The following is a 19207-nucleotide window of genomic DNA, read 5'->3' on the forward strand; positions in this document are numbered from 1 at the left end:
TGGAGAGGAACCACCATGGGTATCCACGGATCCTGGGACACCGTCACCGAGGCGCTCATCCGCGTCAGCGGACCCGGCCGCAGCAGCGGCGACTGGGTCCGGTACCTCTGCCCGGTGCACGAGGCCGACGGCCGCCGCCATCGGCCCTCGCTCGGCATCGTCTACAACCACGGCAAGCGGAAGACGATCGTCCGATGCTTCGCCGGCTGCCGGGACCAGGAGGTGCTCGACCGTCTCGGCCTGCGGGTACGCGATCTGTTCGACGGCCCGCCGCCGGCCTTCGCGGCCCGGCCGTCCGCCGACGGGCACTCGATCGGTCTCGCGGATCGCGCGGTACTCGCCGCCGGACTGCCACTGACGGTCCGCAAGCCCGACCTCGGGCCCGCGACGGGGACGGGCCGAGTGGCGGCGACCTACGTCTACACCGGGCGCGGTGGGGCCGCTCTCGGCCGGGTGATCCGCGTGCACACCCCGCATCTCGGCGGCCGGGCGAAACACTTCTGGCAGCAGCGATGGACCGGAACCGGTTGGTGCAACGGCGGTTTCGACAAGGTGCCGTATCGGCTGCCGGAAGTGCTGGACGGTATCGGCGCGGGCGCCGACGTGTATGTCTGTGAAGGAGAAGCGGATACGGACACCGCCCGGCACGCCGGTGCGATCGCCACCACCAACGCCGGCGGCGCGCACAACTGGCGTCCCGAACACGCCGTGCATCTTCAAGGGGCGGAACGGGTCTGGATCGTCGCGGACCGTGACCCGCCCGGATACCGGCGCGCGGTGGCGGTCGCGCACACCCTGCTCGGGCTGGTGGGCGAGATCCGCATCGTCCAGGCTCGGGACGGCAAGGATTTCACCGACCACGTCGACGCCGGTCACGACCTGTCCGATCTGGATCCGATTCCGCTGCTGGACAACCACTTCCGGCTTCGATACGGATGAACCTCGCGTGACGCCCCCGACGGTTACGCACGCTGCCGGCGGGGCGATTCGTCGGCGGTGGCTCGGGGCGAATTTGCCGCAACCCCGCAGTCGGCTACCAGCGATCTCCCAGGCGGAGCCGTTACCGTCACTCGCGTGTCGAGTGTTTCTGTGCTGGCGGTGGCCGCGCCGCCTGCCCCGGGTGTGGGGCGAGTGGTGGTCGAGGCCGGGTATTACGTCGGGTTGGCGGTTGCGGTGGGGGTCGGTTCTACCGTGGCGTGGCTGGCACCGGCGGAGTCGACGGGTGGGGTGGTGGCCGGACGGGTGCGGCGGCTCGGGGTTCCGGCAGCGATTCTGGTTGCCGTCACGACGCTGCTCGAATTCTTCTCGGAGGTCGCGCGGGCCGAGAAGACCGGATTCCGGGCCGCGTTCGGCAGGGCAGTCGTCGAGCGGTATCTGCACGCGCCGGCTACGCGGGGGAGTTCGGTGGGGGCCGGTGCGGTCGCGTCGACACAGTTGGGGGCCTGCCTGGCGCTGGTGCTGGCGCTTCTCGCCACGGCGGTGTGGGGTGCCCGGGCGTGGGGGTGGGCGGTGGTGCTGTTCGGCATCGTGACCGTGGGGGTGCCGGCGGTGACGTTCGGGCCGGTGCACACCGCGAGTACGGTCCGGGCCGTGTTGACGGTCGCGCATCTCGCGGGGGCGCTGGTGTGGGCCGGCGGGTTGCTGGTGCTGGCGTTCGCTGGGCTGATGGGCCGGTTCGGTGCGGGCGACAGTTCGGGGCGGGTCGCCGAGGATTGGGGGCGGATCTGGGTTCGGTTCGGGTCGGTGGCGCTCGGGGTGGTCGGGGTGCTGGTGGTCAGCGGTTCCTGGCTGGCGTGGACGCATGTCGGGACGCCGGCGCAGCTGTTCACGACGCCGTACGGGCGCTATCTGGCGATCAAGCTGGCTCTGGTGGTGGTGATGCTGGGGGCGGGCGGTTACAACGCGCGGGTACTGCTGCCGGGTATCGAGGCGGCTCGGGCGAGTGGGGATCAAGCCGGGCTGTTCCGGGTCGCGGTGCGGCATTTTCCGAAAGTCGTTGCTGTAGAGGCTGTTCTGGCGGTGGGTGTGTTGTTCGTGGTGCCGTTTCTGGCGGGGTCGGCTCGGTCGGAGGCGGGGTGGCCGGCGGCGCGGTCCTTCGACCTCACCGTGTTCGGCACCGGTGTGGTGCTGGCGGTGATCGTGGCGGGGGTGTTGTGGGCGGGCACCAGGACCGGGCCGCGCGGCTCCGCAGATGCCCGGGAAGCCGTGCGGGCTGCGTAGTCTGGCGCTGTGACCACCGATCCTGTCACCACCGGTACCCGGCCGCGTGGGAAGACCCGCGAACGCATCCCCGAGGCCGCGATGGATGTGTTCGCCGAGGTCGGGAGGCCGCCTTCCGGACCGGCGAATTTCGGGCCATCGTGGCCCGGCCGTCGTCGGCCGGGAAGTGTTGACGGTAGCCGCGAGCGGAGCAGAGACGCACTATGGGCGACAAGATATTCCATGCACTCATCCGTCCGGCGGGGCCGGACGGGTTCGATCTCGACGAGGCGGCGATGGTCGAATGGCTCACATCGTCGGGTCTTGATCATCGGCTTCCGTTGCGGGCCACCAGGATCGGTCTCGGTCAATCGAATCTGATCTTCGAGATCACCGATGCCGACGATCGCCGCTGGATCCTGCGACGCCCGCCGCTGGGCCGGCTGCTGTCCTCCGCCCACGATGTCGTCCGGGAAGCCCGCATCCTCACCGCGCTGGCCGGCACCGACGTCCCGGTGCCACGAATTGTGGACCTGGCTACCGACGACGGGGTGCCGGTGGTGCTCATGGAACACGTCGCGGGCCTGGTGATCGATCGTCCGGTGATCGCCGCGGCGCTGTCCCCGCAACACCGACGAGCCGTCGGAATCGCGTTGCCGCGCACCCTGGCTCGGATCCACGCGGTGAACCTGGACGACACCGGGCTGGCCGATCTCGCCAGTCACAAGCCGTACGCCGAACGGCAGCTGAAACGCTGGACAGCGCAGTGGGAGAGGACGAAGACCCGGGATGTGCCCCGGGTGGACCGCCTGGCCGAGCGACTGCGTGCCGCAATCCCGCCCCAGCGCGAACTGGGCTTGGTGCATGGGGATTTCCACATCCGCAACGTGATCACCGACCCGGTCGGCGGGGACATCACCGCGGTCCTGGATTGGGAGTTGTGCACCCTCGGCGACCCGCTCGCCGATCTGGGCAGTCTGCTGGCGTACTGGCCGCAACCCGGCGAGCGTGAGACCGACAGTTTCGCGATGTGCGCGCTGCCCGGGTTCCCTTCTCGCGCGGAACTCGTCACCGAGTATGTCGCGGCGACCGCCAGAGATGTTGCCGCACTGGGCTTCTGGCACGCGCTGGGCCTGTGGAAGATCGCGGTCATCCGGGAGGGCGTCCTGCGCCGCACCCGCGACGATCCCCGCAATCAGGCCATCGGCGCGGTCCCGACCATCGCCCAGATCGACGCGGTGATCGACGCGGCCGACGCCGCCGCGACACACGCCGGCCTCTGAGTGTGCCCGAATTCGGGCCGTCCCGGCCACCGGGCGGATCGACGCGGCCGCGATACACGCCGGCCTCTGGGCGTGCTCGAATTGGGGCCGTGCCGGCCACCGCGCAGATCGACGCGGCCTGTGCCGTCGCGATGCGCCGGTCTCTGAGGGCGTGCCCGAATGGGGCCTTCCGGATCCGCGAGCCGACCGCCGGCGATCCGGCCGGATTCATCGACCGGCCGCTACCGCTCCGATTCCTCGGTGACGAAGTCGATCAGCCGTTCCACCGCGCCGATCAGCGGCGCCTCCAGATCGCGGAAGGATTCGACGGCGTTGTAGACGCGGCGCCAGCCGTCCTGCGGGGTGCCCCAGCCGAGCCGGCGGCACACGCCGGTCTTCCAGTCCTCGCCGCGCGGTACCCGCGGCCACGCCTCGATGCCGACCGCCGCCGGTCGTACCGCCTGCCACACGTCGATGTAGGGGTGACCGGTGACCAGCACGTGTTCGCCGAGGCCGGTGGTCAGGCCGGTCTCCTTCGAACCGGTGACCAGGTGGTCGACCAGCACCCCGACGCGCCGCCCGGGCCCGGGTTCGAATTCGGTGAGCCGGGCGGCCAGATGATCCAGGCCCTCGAGCTGTTCCACCACGACGCCCTCCACCCTCAGATCGTGGCCCCAGACGCGTTCCACCAGTGCGGCGTCGTGCACACCCTCCACCCAGATCCGGTTGGTGCGGGCCACCCGCGCCCGCAGGCCCGCCACCCTGGTGGAGCCGGACGCGGACCGGACCGGCGCGCTCGGCGCGGCGGCCTTCGGGCGGACCAGGGTCACCGGACTGCCGTCGATCAGGAAGGCGGCCTCGCGCAGCGCGAACAACCGCACCGCGCCGTGCCGGTCCTCCAGTTTCACGAATTCGCCGTCGTAACTGCGGTCGAATCCGATCACCGCCCCGCAGAATCCGCTCGCGGCGTCCTCGACCACCAGATCACGCTCGGCCACCACCTCCGGCACGGCCCGCCGCTGCTTGTGGGTGTGCCCCGTATAGATATCGCCGTACTCCCGCACCCGGTCGAAACTACCGCCTCGGCAAGGATTTGCGCGTTCTTGCCCGCGTTGCCGCCGCCGGAGCGGTTAGTGTGGAGTCGTGGCCGCTGTCGTATGGCTGATCGCGGGGGTCCTGCTCGCGGCGGCCGAGATGCTCACCGGTGATTTCACGCTGCTCATGCTGGGCGGAGCCGCGCTGGTGACCGCGGGTGTGACCGGGGTGGTCCACCTGCCGGTCGTCGGCGGCGCGGTCGTGTTCGGCGTCAGCGCGGTGGCGCTGCTGTTCCTGGTGCGTCCGATATTGTTGCGGCGCTTCGCGACTCCGCCTCCCGTAGCCACCAATGTGCACGCGCTGCCGGGTAAGTCGGCACGGGTCGTGGAGACGGTCAACGAGCACACCGGTTTGGTGAAGATCGGCGGTGAGGTGTGGAGCGCGCGACCGCTCGACCCCACCGAGGAGTACCCCGAGGGAGAGACCGTCTACGTGATGAAGATCGACGGCGCGCACGCCGTCGTCTGGAAGGGGCCGTGATGGCTGTACTGATCGTCGCGATAGTGCTCGTCATATTGGTCGTGGTGGTGGTGTTCCGGTCGATCGCGCTGGTGCCGCAGGCCGAGGCCGCGGTGATCGAGCGCCTGGGCCGCTACTCCCGGACCGTGTCGGGCCAGCTGACGTTCCTGGTGCCGTTCGCCGACCGGGTCCGCGCCCGGGTCGACCTGCGCGAGCGAGTGGTGTCGTTCCCGCCGCAGCCGGTGATCACGCAGGACAACCTCACCGTGCAGATCGACTCCGTGGTGTATTTCCAGGTCACCACGCCGCAGGCCGCGGTGTACGAGATCAGCAACTACATCGCCGCGGTCGAGCAGCTGACCATCACCACGCTGCGGAACGTGGTCGGCGGCATGACCCTGGAGGAGACCCTCACCTCGCGCGACGCGATCAACTCCCAGCTGCGCGGCGTGCTCGACGAGGCCACCGGCCGCTGGGGCCTGCGGGTCGCCCGGGTCGAGCTGAAAGCCATCGATCCGCCCCCGTCGATCCAGGAGTCGATGGAGAAGCAGATGAAGGCGGACCGCGAGAAGCGGGCCATGATCCTCACCGCCGAGGGCACTCGCGAGGCGCAGATCAAGACCGCGGAGGGTGCCAAGCAGTCGCAGATCCTCGGCGCCGAGGGCGCCAAGCAGTCCGCGATCCTGTCCGCGGAAGGTGAACGCCAGAGCCGCATCCTGCGGGCCCAGGGTGAGCGGGCCGCCGCCTACCTCCAGGCCCAGGGTCAGGCCAAGGCCATCGAAAAGGTCTTCGCCGCCATCAAACACGGCAAACCGACGCCGGAACTGCTTGCCTACCAATACATGCAGACCCTGCCGCTGGTCGCCAAGGGCGACGCCAACAAGGTCTGGGTGGTGCCCAGTGATTTCGGAAAGGCGTTGGAGGGCTTCGCGAAACAGTTCGGCAGCCAGGGCGAGGACGGCGTGTTCCGCTACGAGTCCGCACCCGACGACGACGGAGGTTCGCCGCCCGAGGACGATTCCGACGAGGTCGCCGACTGGTTCGACGTGAAGACCGATCCGGCGGCCGAACGCGCGGTGCGGGCCGCGGAGGCCGCGGCGGCCACCCCGGTCGATCCGATCACACCCGCCGCCCCGGTCCGGCCCCAGCTGTCGCCCGGCGTGCCGCCGTCGCGGTTCGAGCAATCGGGGCCAGGTCAGCAGCCGTTGCAGACCCCGCCGCCGTCGCAGCCCCTTCAGCAGCCTCCGGCATTCCGCCGGCAACCGCCGGACTACCCGCCGGCCCGATGAGGCCCGCGCGCTGAAATCTCGCATTCCGCCGATCCGAACCCGCAGCGGCCGATAGGGTTTCCCCTACAAACAACACCAGCTGCGGGGATGCGGTGATGGGGGAATATGGTTGCGCGGCGGACGATTCTGCGTGCGGGGGTGCTGGCGCCGATCCTGGCGGGATGCGCGCCGGGAGTTCTCGGCACCGGCGCCACGGCGATCCGCGTGGCGGTGCCGTGGAGCGGTGACGAACTCCGGGCCTTCCGCAAGGTACTCGCCGGACTTCCGCGGGCGGCTCCCGGCGATGCCGTGATCGAGGTCGTCCCTCTCGGCGACGAGATCGATACGGCGTTGTCGGCCCGCGGCCACTCGGCTCCCGAGATCGTGATGCTGCCCACCGTCGGTGAGGTCAGGTCGTCGCCGCCCGGCCGACTGAAACCGGCCCCGGCGGGGCTGTGGTCGACCGACGGCAAGAATCACGGCGAGGACGACAAGCGGCTGAACTACGGGAAAGCCTGGCGGAAACTTCTGTGGCCGCGCGGCGAGCCGTACGCCGTGCCGTTCAAGGCCGCCGCCAAATCGCTGGTGTGGTACGACCGGACAGCCTTCCCGGGTGATCCGGACGCGCCGCGACACTGGACGGTATCGGACTGGCCGGCTCATGCCGTACCGGGTCGCGCGCTGCTGGCGCTCGGCGCCGCCGACGGCTGGGTGCTGGCCGATATGTTCGAGAACATTCTCCACAGCCGATCGCCCTACGAGTATCAGGTCCTGCAGGACGCGAGTTGGGCCGGCGAGCAACGGAATTGGAACATCGTCCCGATCTACGACGCGTTCGTCCAGCTGGGCTCCCTGTGGGGTGCGCCGGGAGTCTTTCCCGGCGGCGTCGGCCGCGCGCTGACCTCGCAGTTCCCCGACGCGGTCCGCGCCGTTTTCGAACATCGGCTGGCCGCTATGGTGGCAGCTCCCGATTTCGCCGCACCGATCGTGCGCAGTGCGATCGAGCGTGCCCACCGGTCCGACGACGAGGTCGGCGTGACCTGGTTCCCGGCGAGCGCCCCCGGCATGGACGCTCCGCGACTCGGCGGCGGTGACGTCATGGTGATGACCGAGAAGGCAGGCCCCGCCGCGGAAGATCTCGTCAGGCGGCTGGCCGTGCCGCAGGCCGCGGCCTCCTGGGTCCAGAACCCGGGCGGATTCCTGGTGCCGCGCCGGGACACCGAGCCGCTTCCCGACTGGAAGGTCTTGAAGGACATCGCCGCGCATCTCAACGAATGGGCTGCCTTCGGCCTCGCCGATGTGATGGGCGCGGCCGGCCGCCGCAACGGCTTGTGGCACGTGCTCACCGACCTGCTGAAAGCCGTCGGCACCGGCAGCCACCCGGAGAAGGCGGCGCAGCAAGCGGTGGACGGCATGATCGCGGCCGAGAAGAGGCTGCGATGACCGATTCCGAGATCAAGGCACACGGCTTGAAGTTGGAGGTCGCGACGCGCCGGATGGCGGGGCCGCTGCGTGCCGGTCGGCGACTGCCGTGGCTGTCGTTCCTGGTGTACGTCCCGGCGGCGGTGCTGGTGCTGCTGTTGCTGGTGGTCCCGGCGGGGTTCACCGTGGAGCGCGCGGTGCGCGCACAGGCCGGTCTGGTCATCTGGTGCGTGGTGTTCGCGCTCGCCGCGATCGCGTTGGTGCTGCTGTGGCGGCGGGACATCACGCCGCAGCTGGCCGAGGCGCACGGATGGCGGGATCTGCTGCCGCACCGCGACGGTGCGAAGTATCGGGCGCACGATTCGAAAAGCTCTGAGGCGGAGAAGGATTCGCCGGCCGACGCGATGGTTTCCGGACGAGCGGGGGATCCGGAGGATTCCGAGCGGCAGGTAGGCGACCCGGAGAGCCGGGCGGAAAGCGCCGAGCCGGCGGCGGAAGGTACGGAACCGCAGGCGGCAAGCCCGGACACGGCGGCGAAAAGCGCGGAGCCACAATCGGAAAGCGCACAGTCGGCGGTGCGAGTTCCGGACCCGTCGGCGGATGATGCGGATTCGCCGGAGGGTGATGCGGATTCGCCGGAGGGTGATGCGAAGTCGCTGGAGGGTGATGCGGGGTCGCCGGAGGGTGGTGGTGCGGATTCGCCGGAGGGTGGTGCGGGGTCGCCGGTGGGAAATTCCGATGGTCGGCCGGACCGGCCGAAGCCGGAGGGACATTCGGACGGTCTCGCGACACGGCCGATGTGGAACGCCTGGACGGCGGCGTTCGTGGTCGCGGTGGTGGCGGCGATCGAGGTGACCGTCGAACTCGGTCCCGCCGGGCGCGGGGCCTACGGGCGCACGCTGCTGTGGGTGGCCCTGATGCTGGCCATGCTCTGGGTCGGGCTGGGGGTTGCCTGGAGATGGCGTAACACCTGGTGGATGTCCTGGCCGGTGGTGCTGCCGTTCGGTGTGTCGGCGTTCGCCACCGGGGTGCTCGCCCGGCTCGTCGTGAGCTGGGCCAGGTCCGGGGGCTTGGTGAAAGGTATTGCAGGAGAATATATCTGGTACATGGGTGCGTTGTTCGCGGCATTCCTGTGGACCTGGTTCGGGGTGATCCTCGTGCTGTTCCGGGGTGCGATCGCGGCGATGGAGGCCGATCCGGTGCGGCGTGCGTACCTCTACCCGGGTGCGAACGAGGAGGAGGTTTCCGTGTTCCGGCTGGTACGGCTGGCTCGGCCGGTCGTACTCGTGATCGGCCTGGCCTCGGTGATCGCCGCCGCGCGTGTCTTCGACGCGGTGCTGATCGCGGTGCCCGGCGCACTGCAGTATTCGCTGGACAGCGCGACGGTGCACTGGTGGCGGCTGGCCACCGGCACTCCGCACACCGGCGACGCGGCGGTGTATGCGATACCGCTGGTCGTCATCGTCGGCCTGATCGTCTGGGTCCTGCAGATCGACGTGGGCGGGCTTCGCACCAGCTGGGTGCGGACGGCGCCGCGGCGCGACCCGGTCCGGGAACCGTTGTCGGCCTGGCACGGATTGCGGGTCTGGACGCCCTCTCTCATCGCGCTGTCGCCGCTGATCCTGCTGCTGGTCGTCGGCTTCGCCGGCACCGGCGGCCCGGTGTTCTACGGTCCGCAGAGCATCTGGGGTGACGAAACCTTGTGGCGCGCCATGCAGAACACTCTCGAGGTGGCGGCCTGGGCGACGGCGCTGATGCTCGGTGCCGCGCTGCCGGTCGCCTACCAGCTCGCCGCACTGCGCCCCGAGCGGATGCCGGCGCGCTGGAGTGTCGTCCTGCTGGTGGTGCTGGCGGTACTGCCCGCGCAGATGTATGTGGGCCCGATTCGGCAGGCGGCCGAATCCTTGAGTCTCACGGGTCTTTCCGGCGCGACCCTGATTCTCGTGCACGCCGCGATCGGGCTGCCGATGGCGGTGCTGATCCTGCGCGGCGCGCTGCTGCCACCGTCGGACAGTGCGGAGGCCGGCACGCCGCGCGGCTCGACCGCCCCCGCTTCGGCTGTGCTGCAGACGATGTGGCGGGCCCGTGCGGCGGTCGGCGCGGTCGCGGTGCTGGAGCTGATCCAGGTGTGGAACGACTTCTTCGTCGGGCTGCTGGTCAGTGGCGCCGACATCAGTCCCTGGTCGGTGCTGTTGTGGGGTGAGGCGCGCGAATTCAACGAGAAGACAAGCTATCTCGCCGCGGGTGCGCTGGTGTCGGCGGTGCCGCCGGTGCTGCTGTTGTGGTTCACCTGGCGACGATTCCTGGTGCCCGGCCTCTTCGGCGGCGTGCTGCGATGAGTCCGGAGAACCGCACCGAGCGGCCGTCGCGGCTGTCGTTGATCACCCCGCCGCGAACCCTGTTGTGGGCCGGGCTGATCGGTCCTCCGGCCCTGCTCGGCGGCGAGATCCTGGTCGATCTCGCCGGCAAACTGGTCGAGGGCGCGATCACCGAGAGCAGCGTCGCCGCGGTGTTCGGACAGGTGCGACTGTGGGTGGCGATCGCCCTCGTCGTGCTGTCGGTCGGTTACGTGATCTGGCGGTGGGGCACCGACGTCCGGGAGCGTTGGCGCATCGCCCAGGATCTGGCGCTGACCGCTGACCTGGTACCGCCTCCGCCGCCGGTTTCCGGGTTTCGGACAACGGGCGATCCCGAAATTCCGGAGGCTCCGGAAGTTCCGGCCCGGCACTCGATCGCGGCCATACTGTACGACCTGCCCGTCGACCAGTTCGAGGTCAGCGCACTGTACGATGTCGTCGCGGCGATCCTGTCGGCCCCAGGAAGCCTTCCGGACGAAAGACTTCCGGACGCCACCGTGGTGGACGAGATCGACAAGCTGAAGAGTGGCAAATTCCTGGTCGGCATCGGACGTGACCGCCTGCATCTCGCGCGGGAACCGAAAGGCGAGAACAACGACGGGGAGGAGTCGCGCGGATCCGTGACGGCGGCGATCGAGAGATCGCGCTCGGAGGCCGCGCTGCCCGCCTTGGTTCGCCACTATGCGGATCGGGCCGCACGATGGGCCGTAGCGCTGGATTCCATCGAGCTCAGTGCCGGCGCCCAGCGGTGGTTCGCCACGGAAGAAGAGTATCTGCGAGACCTGATTACGAAGTGCGTGAATCGACTGGAGGCTGCGAAACCGGTGACGCGGTCCGACGCGACGGTGGTGGATCTGGCACGGATCGCGGATGCGCTCGATCTGTGGCATTCCCGAATTGGTCTGAGCGAGAACGCTTTCGACATCGATTCCACCTTGGTGAACATCGTCGACAAGCGGCGTCTCCCGGAGATCTACGAGGCGCTGCGGATCCGGTCGGGCGAAGATCTCGGAAAGCGGCCACGGGTCCGGCCGTTTCGATATTCCTGGAGCCTGCGGGTGCGCTGGGAACACCGGTACGCGCGGGCGCTGCTCGCCGGAACGGCGCCGGAAATTCCCGGCAACTGGTGGAACCGCGCGGCTCGTAAGCTCCGGGACGGCGTGTCGCGACGCCGACGGCGTGAATCCGCATGCGCCATGCTGATCGGTGCGGGTGCGCAGCCCGGGGCTACGGCGACCGGTGATGCGCCCGCCCCCACGACAGCCGAATCGGATGCCGAACGGAGACGGGAACTGGATGCCGAGGCCCTCCCGCATCTGGAACGGGCCTGGTCGTTGTCGGTGCGGCCGGACGTACCGGGGCAGGTGACGATTCTGCTGGAGACCGCCGTCGTGCAGCTGCGCCTCGGCCACCTGGACGCCGCGTGGAATCGGCTCACGCTGGCGGAGGCGTTGACCGACCGTGGCCGGGATCCGTCCGGACGGGCACACACCTTCGAGACGATGGGTGTGCTGTGGTGGATGCGCGGTGAGCCTCGTCGCGCGCTGCGCTGCTGGCAGACCGCCCTCGACAGCTACCGCAAGATGGAACACGACCTGGGTATCGGCCGCTGCCTCCAGCACCTGGGTTCGGCGATGCTCGTGGTCCCGGAATGCGGCGGCCTGCTGCTGGCCGGTGATCTCACCGAGGACGAGGTGCTCAGACAGGCGTCGGGCTGGCTGGCCGAGGCGGAATCCCGGCGTAGAACCGTGAGCGAGGCGTGGCGCGGGGCGAAGTCGGAACAGGGCGGCGTCGTGAAGCCCGCACCCGGTGCCGAGAATCTCCCGATGCTGCGCCTGGCGCACGGATATCGAGACGACATCCTGGAGCAGCTCCGGAGCGCCGACCGTTTTCCCGGCCTGCCCTCGGATCGGCAGACTCTGCTCGAAGTGATCGATCGCTGGCCGTCGGCGCCGGGTAGCGGCGATTCGCAGTGAGTGAACTGCGTCACATTACATCAATGTAATTACTGGAACGCAGCTACTCGGCCGCTCCCCGCATCCGGCTGGAAATGACCGGTCCGCCGGTTATCGCATCCTGCTATATAGCAGTTATCGACACGTGATCTGCCGTGATTTGTTCGTTATGGTCGTCGGCAACCCGGACAACCGGGCCGAGACTCGAAACGCAGAACACCGGTAATCCCGTCCCGCGTCGAGTTCCAACCCAAGATTCCCGGGGACGGGAACCCGCTGGCAAATTCGCGCGGGTGGTTTGGGTGCAGGCAGGAAACGTTATGACCCGCAACCGTAAATTCACCCCGCGTGCCCTCGGTCTCGCCGCCGTCGCCGGCGCGCTCGCCGTCGCCCCGCTGGCCCTGGCCGGCACCGCTTCCGCCGACGACGGCCACGACTGGGATGCCGTCGCGCAGTGCGAGGCCGGTGGCAACTGGAACATCGACACCGGTAACGGCTTCTTCGGAGGTCTCCAGTTCACCCAGGGTACCTGGGAGGCCAACGGCGGTTCGGGCAATCCCGCCGACGCCAGCCGTGAGGAGCAGATCCGGGTGGCCGAGAATGTGCTCGGCAGCCAGGGTATCGGTGCCTGGCCGACGTGCGGACCGAACCTCTACAACTAGGTCTCGCGGCACCGCCGAAAAACGATACGAGGACCTGTCACGCGAAATTCGCGTGGCGGGTCCTCGTTCGGTCTCCGCGAATTCCAATGCTCTCAGCAAATACCCAGCCGGGATCCAGTGAAGCGTCATTCGGATCGGGCAGCGTGGCCGCTGTCGTTGTCGAACCGTGAAAGCAACTGTTCCCGAAGGAGTTACGGCGTGCGCCTGCCGAGAGCACGAGCGAGCCTGGTTATATCCGCGTCACTGGCCGCCGTCATCGCATGCGCGCCGATCGGCGCCGGGCCGGCGGCCGCCGATCCCGCCGCGCTGCCGGCCGCCGGTACCTCGGACGACGGTTCCCGCATCGACAGTGTGCGGGCGGCCGACGGTGGTGGGCTGACGTTGCAGGTGTATTCCGCGGCGATGGACAAGGATATCGAGGTCTTCGTGCAGCGCCCGGCCGATACCGGCGCGTCGGCGCCGACGCTGTATCTGCTCAACGGGGCCGGCGGCGGGGAGGACACCGCCACCTGGAACGCTCGCACCGATGTGCTGGGTTTCCTCGGCGGGAAACACGTCAACGTCGTGGAGCCGATCGGCGGGCAGTGGAGTTACTACACGGACTGGCGGGCGCCGGATCCCGTGCTCGGGGTGAACAAGTGGAAGACCTTTCTCACCGAGGAGTTGCCGCCGCTGATCGATCGCTCGCTCGGGACCACCGGCGCCAACGCGATCGCGGGGTTGTCGATGTCGGGCACCTCGGTCCTGCAATTGCCGATCGCCGCGCCGGGACTGTATCGGTCGGCGGCCTCACTGTCGGGCTGCGCGCAGATCAGCGACCATGTCGGGCACGACTTCGTGACTCTCGTCCTCGCCGACGGCGGCGGCAGTCCCGACAACATGTACGGGCCGCAGGACGATCCGATGTGGGCGGCCAACGACCCGTATATGCACGCGGATCAATTGCGTGGCCTGAACCTGTTCATCTCCAACGGTTCCGGGCTGCCGGGCCGGTACGACACCTTGAACAATCCGTCCGGGCAGCCCGGGGTGGGCGGGCTGGCCAATCAGGTCGCCGTCGGCGGGGTGCTCGAGACGGTGACCGACTACTGCGCGCACAATCTGCGGAACCGGCTGGATCAGCTCGGGATCCCGGCGACCTACGACTTCCCGTCGACCGGCACCCATTCCTGGGCTTACTGGCAGGACGAGTTGAAGAAGTCGTGGCCGACGCTGGCACGCGGTCTCGGGCTGCCCGGGAATTGACGGCCGCCGCCGTATCCTCGGCGGCATGGGCAAGACGACGCGGCTGACGGTGAGCCTGGACGCGACGGTCTACGAGTGGGTGACCCGGGCGGCCGCCGCCCAGGGCCGATCGGTGTCGGCGGTGATCAACGACGCGGTACGGCGGGATCTGGTTCGCGACAGCCTCGCCCACATGCCCATCGTGCCGGAGGACGACGCGCTGACCACGACCGCCGCCGCGGCGGAAGAGGCCCGGCTCGCCGCGGCAGAGCAGGCGCGGCTCGCCGCGGGGGAACAGGCGCGGCTCGCGCTCGGCGAGCGCGGATGACGGAACCACGCCTGTTGCGCGGCGAGGTCTGGAACTGCGCACCCACCAATCCCGGCGGGGAGGCGCTGCCCCGGCAGCGGGCCGTGGTGGTGGTGTCCGATCCGTCGGTGCTGGACTCGCCCTACCGCTGGTTGCACGTGGTGCCGCTCTCCGAGGCCGATCCCGGCCACCTGCTGGCCACGCAGACCGGCCACGGCTGGGCCGACGCACTGGAATTGCATCCCGTGTACCGGCCCTGGCTGAACGACCGGATCGGCGCGCTCACCGCCGACGAGTCCGAGGCCCTCGACGCGCGGCTGCGCGCGGGTATCGGGCTCTAGGAGGCTGCTGAATAACGTGGTGTGTCGGCCCGGTCCGGAGGACCGGGCCGACACGAATTATTGGGGTGCAGGGTGAGTGTGGGGCGAATCCGGAGTTGATGGACGCGGCGGGGTTGGTGGGGCATCTGGTCCCGGCCGGCAGTGTGTTCGCGTTCCTGGCCGGGCATCGCCGGGAGGTGTTCCCTGCGGGGATGTTCGAGGATCTGTTCCCGAGCAGGACCGGGCGGCCGAGTCTGCCGTGCGAGGTCGCGGCGTCGGTGATGGTGTTGCAGGCGCTGCACGATCTGTCGGATCGGGAAACCGTGGCTGCGCTGCGGTGCGATCTGCGGTGGAAGGTGGCGTGCGGGCTGGCGCTCGACGACGCCGGGTTCGATGCGTCGACGCTGACCTATTGGCGTCGGCGGCTGGCGCGGTCGGGCAACCCGAACCGGATCTTCGACGTGGTCCGGGCCGTGATCGCCGAAACCGGTGTGCTGCAAGGTAGAACGAAGCGGGCACTGGATTCGGTGGTGCTCGACGACGCGGTCGCGACCCAGGACACGGTGACCCAGTTGATCGCCGCGATCCGGCGGGTGCGCCGCGAAGTGCCCGGCGCGGCGGCGGTCATCGCCGCCGAGTGTCGCGCCCACGACTACGACGATCCGGGCAAGCCCGCCATCGCCTGGGACGACACCGCGGCGCGGGAAGCACTGGTATCGGCGTTGGTGAACGACGCGACGGCGGTCGTGAACGCGTTGACCGGCAACGAATTCGACGACGAGGTGACCGAGAAGGCAGCGCAGGCGCTGGCGTTGCTGGCGCTGGTCGCCGGGCAGGACGTGGAACCGGCCGAGGGTTCCGACGGCACCGACGGGCGCTGGCGCATCGCGCGCGGCGTCGCCGGGGATCGGGTGATCTCGGTGGTCGATCCCGAGGCCCGCCACGTCCACAAAACCGTGCACAACCGCCAGGACGGCTACAAGGCCCACGTCGTGGTCGAACCCGACACCGGCCTGTTCACCGACGGCACGCTCACCCGCGGCGCGGGCGGCGACAACCACGAAGCCGTCGTCGCCCTGAGCCTGCTCGACAGTGAGGACGGGACACGAGAAGTGCTGGGCGACAACGCATACGGCACCGGAGACCTGCGCGCGGAGTTGGCCGAGCGGGGCCATACCGCGATCATCGAACCAGCTCCGCTGCGTCCTGCTGTCGAGGGCGGGTTCACCGTCGACGACTTCGCCTTTCACGATGATGCGACCGTGACCTGCCCGAACGGGGTCACCCGCTCGATCACCGCACAACACAAGGTCGTGTTCGGCGTCGCGTGTCGCGGGTGTCCGCTGCGGGCGCAATGCACCGCCAGCAAATCCGGACGCACCCTGAACCTGCATCGGCAACATGAATTGCTGCGCCGAGCCCGCCGCGACTGGCGCGAGCGGCCCGAACTGGTCGAGACCTACCGCCAGCACCGACCCATGGTCGAGCGATCGATCTCCTGGCTCATCGGCCCGAAAGGCCGCTGCCGGAAACTGCGCTACCGCGGCACCTCCGCCAACGATCACTGGCTGCACCGGCGCATGGCCGCCCTGAACCTGCGGCGACTGCTCAACCTCGGCCTCACCAGCACCGCCGGAACCTGGGTCATCGCCTGACCCGCCCCCCGGCCGCGACACCCTGCCGCCACCCAGTCCGAGCACACCCGCAATTCCCCGACAGCCCCACCGGATTCGCCACCAGAAACAAACCGGTGCCTGACCGCGCACAGCGCGGCCAGCCACCCGAAACCAGGCTTATTCAGCAGCCTCCTAGCCCGGCGTCTCGGCCGGTTCGGGAACGATCTCGTCGATCCGCCAGCGCGCGTCGACGATCAGGCCGATCACTCCGATCGCGATGCACACCCCCGACAGCACCAGCAGCGCCGGATCTGTCCGTCCGGTGAGCGCGTCGCCGAGCACCACGACGCCGATCGTGCCGGGCACGATGCCGATCACGGTGGCCAGCACGTAGGGCAGCATCCGGACCGAGGACAGACCGGCGCAGTAGTTGATCACCGAGAACGGGACCGGGGCGATCAGCCGCAGCGAGCCGACCGCGAGCCAGCCGCGGCGGGCCAGTCGCCGGTCCACCGCCCGGACCGCCGGGTGGGTGAGCCGGGTGGCCACCTGATCGCGGTCCAGCAGCCGGACCAGCAGTAACGCCAGGATGGCGCTGATCGTGGTCGCCGTCATCGCGACCGCGACGCCGAGCACCGGCCCGAACAGCAGGCCCGCGCTGAGCGTGAACACCGTGCGCGGGAACGGCGCCACCGTCACGAGCGTGTGCACCAGCAGGAAGACCAGCGGAAACAGTGGTCCGGCCGATTTCGCCCAGTCCCGGATCTGCTGCGGGGCCGGATGCGGCGCCAGAACCGCGATCGCGACCAGTGCCACGACCACCGCCAGCGCCACCAGCGTGCGCGGATCCCGGAACTTGCTCAGCACCGCGCCAGGTTACCGGGACCGGTCCGGGGCCCGGCCCGGCAGGGGCGGCGCCCGCCACCATCCGACACGCCGTCCGACCGGGGGCGGCTTCTCGCAACGGGTGCGAAGACGCCTCGGCCGGGTCCGGCATCGCGGAGCGGGGCTAGCATCGGCAGCACGGACCACGGCGGTTCGGGCGACCACTCGGGTGGTTTCGGCGGTGCGGATCGGAGCACGACCGGCTGTGAACGATCCGCACAGTGCGATGCGAATCCGGTGCGAAGGTTTGAGCCGACGCCACGGTATCCGGTAGAGCTGAAATATCGGACTTTAGTGGAATGAGGTACGCGAGCGATGGCGATTGCGTCAGATCCGAGTGCGGATCCGGTTCCCGAGTACGCCGCATGGCGTAAGGGCGTGGCCGGAGTGCTGGCCAAGGCTCGCAGGGTCGAGGTGTCGGAGCTACCGGCGGAGCCCGAGCGGCTGCTCGACGTCACCACCTACGACGGGCTGACCGTGGCGCCGTTGTACACCCGCCGCGACGAACTGCCCGAACAGCCGTTGCCGGGCGGGTTCCCGTTCGTCCGCGGTGGCGACGGCACACGCGACGTCCGGCGCGGCTGGCACGTGGCGCAGCGGTTCGGCGGACCCGACGCCGCGGCGGTCAACCGTGAGCTCCTGGTGGCGCTGGACAACGGGGTGACGGCGGTGTGGCTGGGCGCCGGCGAGCGCGGTGTGCCGGTGGCCGACCTCCCGGCCGCCCTGCGCGGGATGCTGTTCGATCTGGCCCCGCTGTCGCTGGACGCCGGGGGAGACGCGGCGGCCGTCGCCGCGCGGATCTTCGCGCTGCTCGACGAGTACCGCGCCGCGGAACCGGCCGACGTCCGGATCGCGCTGGGGGCGACACCGCTCACCAGCCGGTTCAACGACACCTCGCATACCGATCTGGACACCGCGGTGGAGCTGGCGCGGCAGGCGATCGCGCGGCCGGAGACGATCCGGGCGATCACCGTGTGCGGCGTCGCCCTGCACAACGCGGGCGCCTCCGATGCCCAGGAACTCGGCGCCGCGATCGCCGCGGGGCTCGACTATCTGCGCGCGCTGACCGACGCCGGGATCGATATCGCGGATGCGCTGGGGCAGTTGGTGTTCCGGTTCGCCGCCACCGACGACCAGTTCGGCACCATCGCGAAATTCCGGGCCGGGCGCCGGTTGTGGGCCCGCGTGGCCGAGGAGCTGGGCGCCCCCGATTTCGGTAACGCGCCCCAGCACGCGGTGACCTCCGCGGCGATGACGACGCGGCGCGATCCGTGGGTGAACCTGCTGCGTACCACGCTGGCCGCCTTCGGCGCCGGCGTCGGCGGGGCGGACCTGGTCACGGTGCAGCCCTTCGACGCCGCGCTACCCGCCGGGGAACTCGGTGTGTCGCAGGCGTTCTCGCAGCGGATGGCGCGCAATACGCAGCTGCTGCTGCTCGAGGAGTCGCATCTGGGTCACGTCCAGGATCCGGGCGCCGGCTCCTGGTATGTGGAGAGCGTCACCGACGCCCTCGCCGAACGGGCCTGGGCTTTCCTGCAGGAACTGGAGGCCGCGGGCGGCTACACCGCGGCGCTGACCTCGGGGCTGCTCGCGGATCGGATCGCCGCGGTGCGGACACAGCGCGAATCCGATGTGGCACACCGCAAGACGGCTGTCACCGGTGTCAGCGAATTCCCCGACCTCGCCGAGAAGCCGCTGTCCGAGGCCGCTCGGGTGCCGAGCCCGGTGGCTCGGTACAGCGCGGCGTTCGAGGCGCTGCGGGACCGTTCGGACGTGTACCTGGCCGCACACGATCACCGCCCGCAGGCGCTGCTCGTCCCGCTGGGCACCGTCGCCGAGCACAACGTCCGGGTCACCTGGACCGGTAATCTGCTGGCCTCCGGCGGCATCGAGACGATCAACCCGGGCCCGCTGACCGGGGAGACCATCGCCGAGGCGGCCGGCGCGGCCGGGGCCACCCTCGCCGTGCTGTGCGGCTCGGACGCCCGCTACGGCACCGACGCCGCCGCGGCGGTCGAGCAGTTGCGCGCGGCCGGGGTGCGCACGGTGCTGCTCGCCGGTCCGGAGAAGGCCGTGGCCGATCTGACCGGTGCGCAGCGCCCCGACGGATTCCTCACGGCCCGCATCGACGCGGTGGCGGCCCTGTCCGGCCTGCTGGAAAAGCTGGGAGCATAGA

The 19207-nt window shown here is 69.8% G+C and carries 16 protein-coding genes; 14 read left to right on the plus strand and 2 right to left on the minus strand.

The genetic code is table 11. The annotated features are described in order from the left end of the window. The first annotated feature begins 15 nt into the window (after positions 1–15). The 3 genes from NRB56_RS29810 to NRB56_RS29820 all read left to right on the plus strand — a co-directional run bounded on the left by NRB56_RS29810 (position 16) and on the right by NRB56_RS29820 (position 3482). Positions 16–939: a hypothetical protein gene (locus NRB56_RS29810; protein WP_153347685.1), complete on the plus strand. Its 924-nt coding sequence runs from the start codon at positions 16–18 to the stop codon at positions 937–939. A gap of 135 nt (positions 940–1074) precedes the next feature. Next, a complete protein-coding gene (locus NRB56_RS40270; RefSeq protein ID WP_153347686.1) occupies positions 1075–2220 on the plus strand; it encodes a CopD family protein in 1146 nt (381 codons plus the stop codon). A gap of 203 nt (positions 2221–2423) precedes the next feature. Next, positions 2424–3482, plus strand: a complete 1059-nt coding sequence (locus NRB56_RS29820; protein WP_194291039.1) for a phosphotransferase family protein — start codon at positions 2424–2426, stop codon at positions 3480–3482. Between the two features lie 221 nt (positions 3483–3703). Here NRB56_RS29820 and NRB56_RS29825 read toward each other — a convergent pair whose 3' ends face one another. Continuing rightward, complete coding sequence (locus NRB56_RS29825; protein ID WP_319943736.1) at positions 3704–4525, minus strand: DUF3097 domain-containing protein; 822 nt, start codon at positions 4523–4525, stop codon at positions 3704–3706. 79 nt (positions 4526–4604) lie between these two features. Between NRB56_RS29825 and NRB56_RS29830 the strand changes: the two genes are divergently transcribed. The 10 genes from NRB56_RS29830 to NRB56_RS29875 all read left to right on the plus strand — a co-directional run bounded on the left by NRB56_RS29830 (position 4605) and on the right by NRB56_RS29875 (position 16185). Beyond that, the gene (locus tag NRB56_RS29830; RefSeq protein WP_319943737.1) at positions 4605–5036 is read left to right on the plus strand and encodes an NfeD family protein; all 432 of its coding nucleotides are present in this window, start codon (positions 4605–4607) and stop codon (positions 5034–5036) included. Beyond that, positions 5036–6304, plus strand: coding sequence for an SPFH domain-containing protein (locus tag NRB56_RS29835; protein ID WP_153347687.1), 1269 nt, complete (start codon positions 5036–5038; stop codon positions 6302–6304). The genes NRB56_RS29830 and NRB56_RS29835 overlap by 1 nt, the downstream gene beginning before the upstream one ends. Positions 6305–6409: 105 nt before the next feature. Next, entirely contained in the window at positions 6410–7726 is a 1317-nt protein-coding gene (locus tag NRB56_RS29840) for an ABC transporter substrate-binding protein (protein ID WP_153347688.1), read from the plus strand. Further along, on the plus strand, positions 7723–10044 hold the full coding sequence (locus NRB56_RS29845; protein ID WP_153347689.1) for a hypothetical protein: 2322 nt from the start codon (positions 7723–7725) through the stop codon (positions 10042–10044). The genes NRB56_RS29840 and NRB56_RS29845 overlap by 4 nt, the downstream gene beginning before the upstream one ends. Continuing rightward, entirely contained in the window at positions 10041–12038 is a 1998-nt protein-coding gene (locus tag NRB56_RS29850; protein WP_153347690.1) for a hypothetical protein, read from the plus strand. Before NRB56_RS29845 ends, NRB56_RS29850 begins: the two co-directional genes overlap by 4 nt. 299 nt (positions 12039–12337) lie before the next feature. Continuing rightward, the gene (locus NRB56_RS29855; RefSeq protein ID WP_153347691.1) at positions 12338–12679 is read left to right on the plus strand and encodes a transglycosylase family protein; all 342 of its coding nucleotides are present in this window, start codon (positions 12338–12340) and stop codon (positions 12677–12679) included. A gap of 198 nt (positions 12680–12877) precedes the next feature. After that, positions 12878–13924 (plus strand): alpha/beta hydrolase, encoded by a 1047-nt coding sequence (locus tag NRB56_RS29860; protein ID WP_319943738.1) that lies wholly within the window; start codon positions 12878–12880, stop codon positions 13922–13924. Positions 13925–13949: 25 nt separating this feature from the next. Then, complete coding sequence (locus tag NRB56_RS29865) at positions 13950–14231, plus strand: ribbon-helix-helix protein, CopG family (RefSeq protein WP_153347692.1); 282 nt, start codon at positions 13950–13952, stop codon at positions 14229–14231. After that, positions 14228–14551, plus strand: coding sequence for a hypothetical protein (locus tag NRB56_RS29870; RefSeq protein ID WP_227838454.1), 324 nt, complete (start codon positions 14228–14230; stop codon positions 14549–14551). The genes NRB56_RS29865 and NRB56_RS29870 overlap by 4 nt, the downstream gene beginning before the upstream one ends. 65 nt (positions 14552–14616) lie before the next feature. Further along, on the plus strand, positions 14617–16185 hold the full coding sequence (locus NRB56_RS29875) for an IS1182 family transposase (protein ID WP_406603546.1): 1569 nt from the start codon (positions 14617–14619) through the stop codon (positions 16183–16185). Between the two features lie 153 nt (positions 16186–16338). On the opposite strand, the gene NRB56_RS29880 is transcribed toward NRB56_RS29875, so the two are convergent. Continuing rightward, positions 16339–17013: a TVP38/TMEM64 family protein gene (locus NRB56_RS29880; protein ID WP_319943739.1), complete on the minus strand. Its 675-nt coding sequence runs from the start codon at positions 17011–17013 to the stop codon at positions 16339–16341. Positions 17014–17346: 333 nt separating this feature from the next. Between NRB56_RS29880 and NRB56_RS29885 the strand changes: the two genes are divergently transcribed. Beyond that, positions 17347–19206, plus strand: coding sequence for a methylmalonyl-CoA mutase family protein (locus NRB56_RS29885; RefSeq protein ID WP_153347693.1), 1860 nt, complete (start codon positions 17347–17349; stop codon positions 19204–19206). The last annotated feature ends 1 nt before the right edge of the window (position 19207 follow it).

This window comes from Nocardia aurantia (assembly GCF_009604425.1).
Lineage (GTDB): Bacteria > Actinomycetota > Actinomycetes > Mycobacteriales > Mycobacteriaceae > Nocardia > Nocardia aurantia.

Coding starts and splice junctions, on each gene's coding strand:
- NRB56_RS29810 (WP_153347685.1), top strand. CDS start 16: ATGGGTATCCACGGATCCTGGGACACCGTCACCGAGGCGCTCATCCGC.
- NRB56_RS29820 (WP_194291039.1), top strand. CDS start 2,424: ATGGGCGACAAGATATTCCATGCACTCATCCGTCCGGCGGGGCCGGAC.
- NRB56_RS29835 (WP_153347687.1), top strand. CDS start 5,036: ATGGCTGTACTGATCGTCGCGATAGTGCTCGTCATATTGGTCGTGGTG.
- NRB56_RS29840 (WP_153347688.1), top strand. CDS start 6,410: ATGGTTGCGCGGCGGACGATTCTGCGTGCGGGGGTGCTGGCGCCGATC.
- NRB56_RS29845 (WP_153347689.1), top strand. CDS start 7,723: ATGACCGATTCCGAGATCAAGGCACACGGCTTGAAGTTGGAGGTCGCG.
- NRB56_RS29850 (WP_153347690.1), top strand. CDS start 10,041: ATGAGTCCGGAGAACCGCACCGAGCGGCCGTCGCGGCTGTCGTTGATC.
- NRB56_RS29855 (WP_153347691.1), top strand. CDS start 12,338: ATGACCCGCAACCGTAAATTCACCCCGCGTGCCCTCGGTCTCGCCGCC.
- NRB56_RS29865 (WP_153347692.1), top strand. CDS start 13,950: ATGGGCAAGACGACGCGGCTGACGGTGAGCCTGGACGCGACGGTCTAC.
- NRB56_RS29870 (WP_227838454.1), top strand. CDS start 14,228: ATGACGGAACCACGCCTGTTGCGCGGCGAGGTCTGGAACTGCGCACCC.
- NRB56_RS29885 (WP_153347693.1), top strand. CDS start 17,347: ATGGCGATTGCGTCAGATCCGAGTGCGGATCCGGTTCCCGAGTACGCC.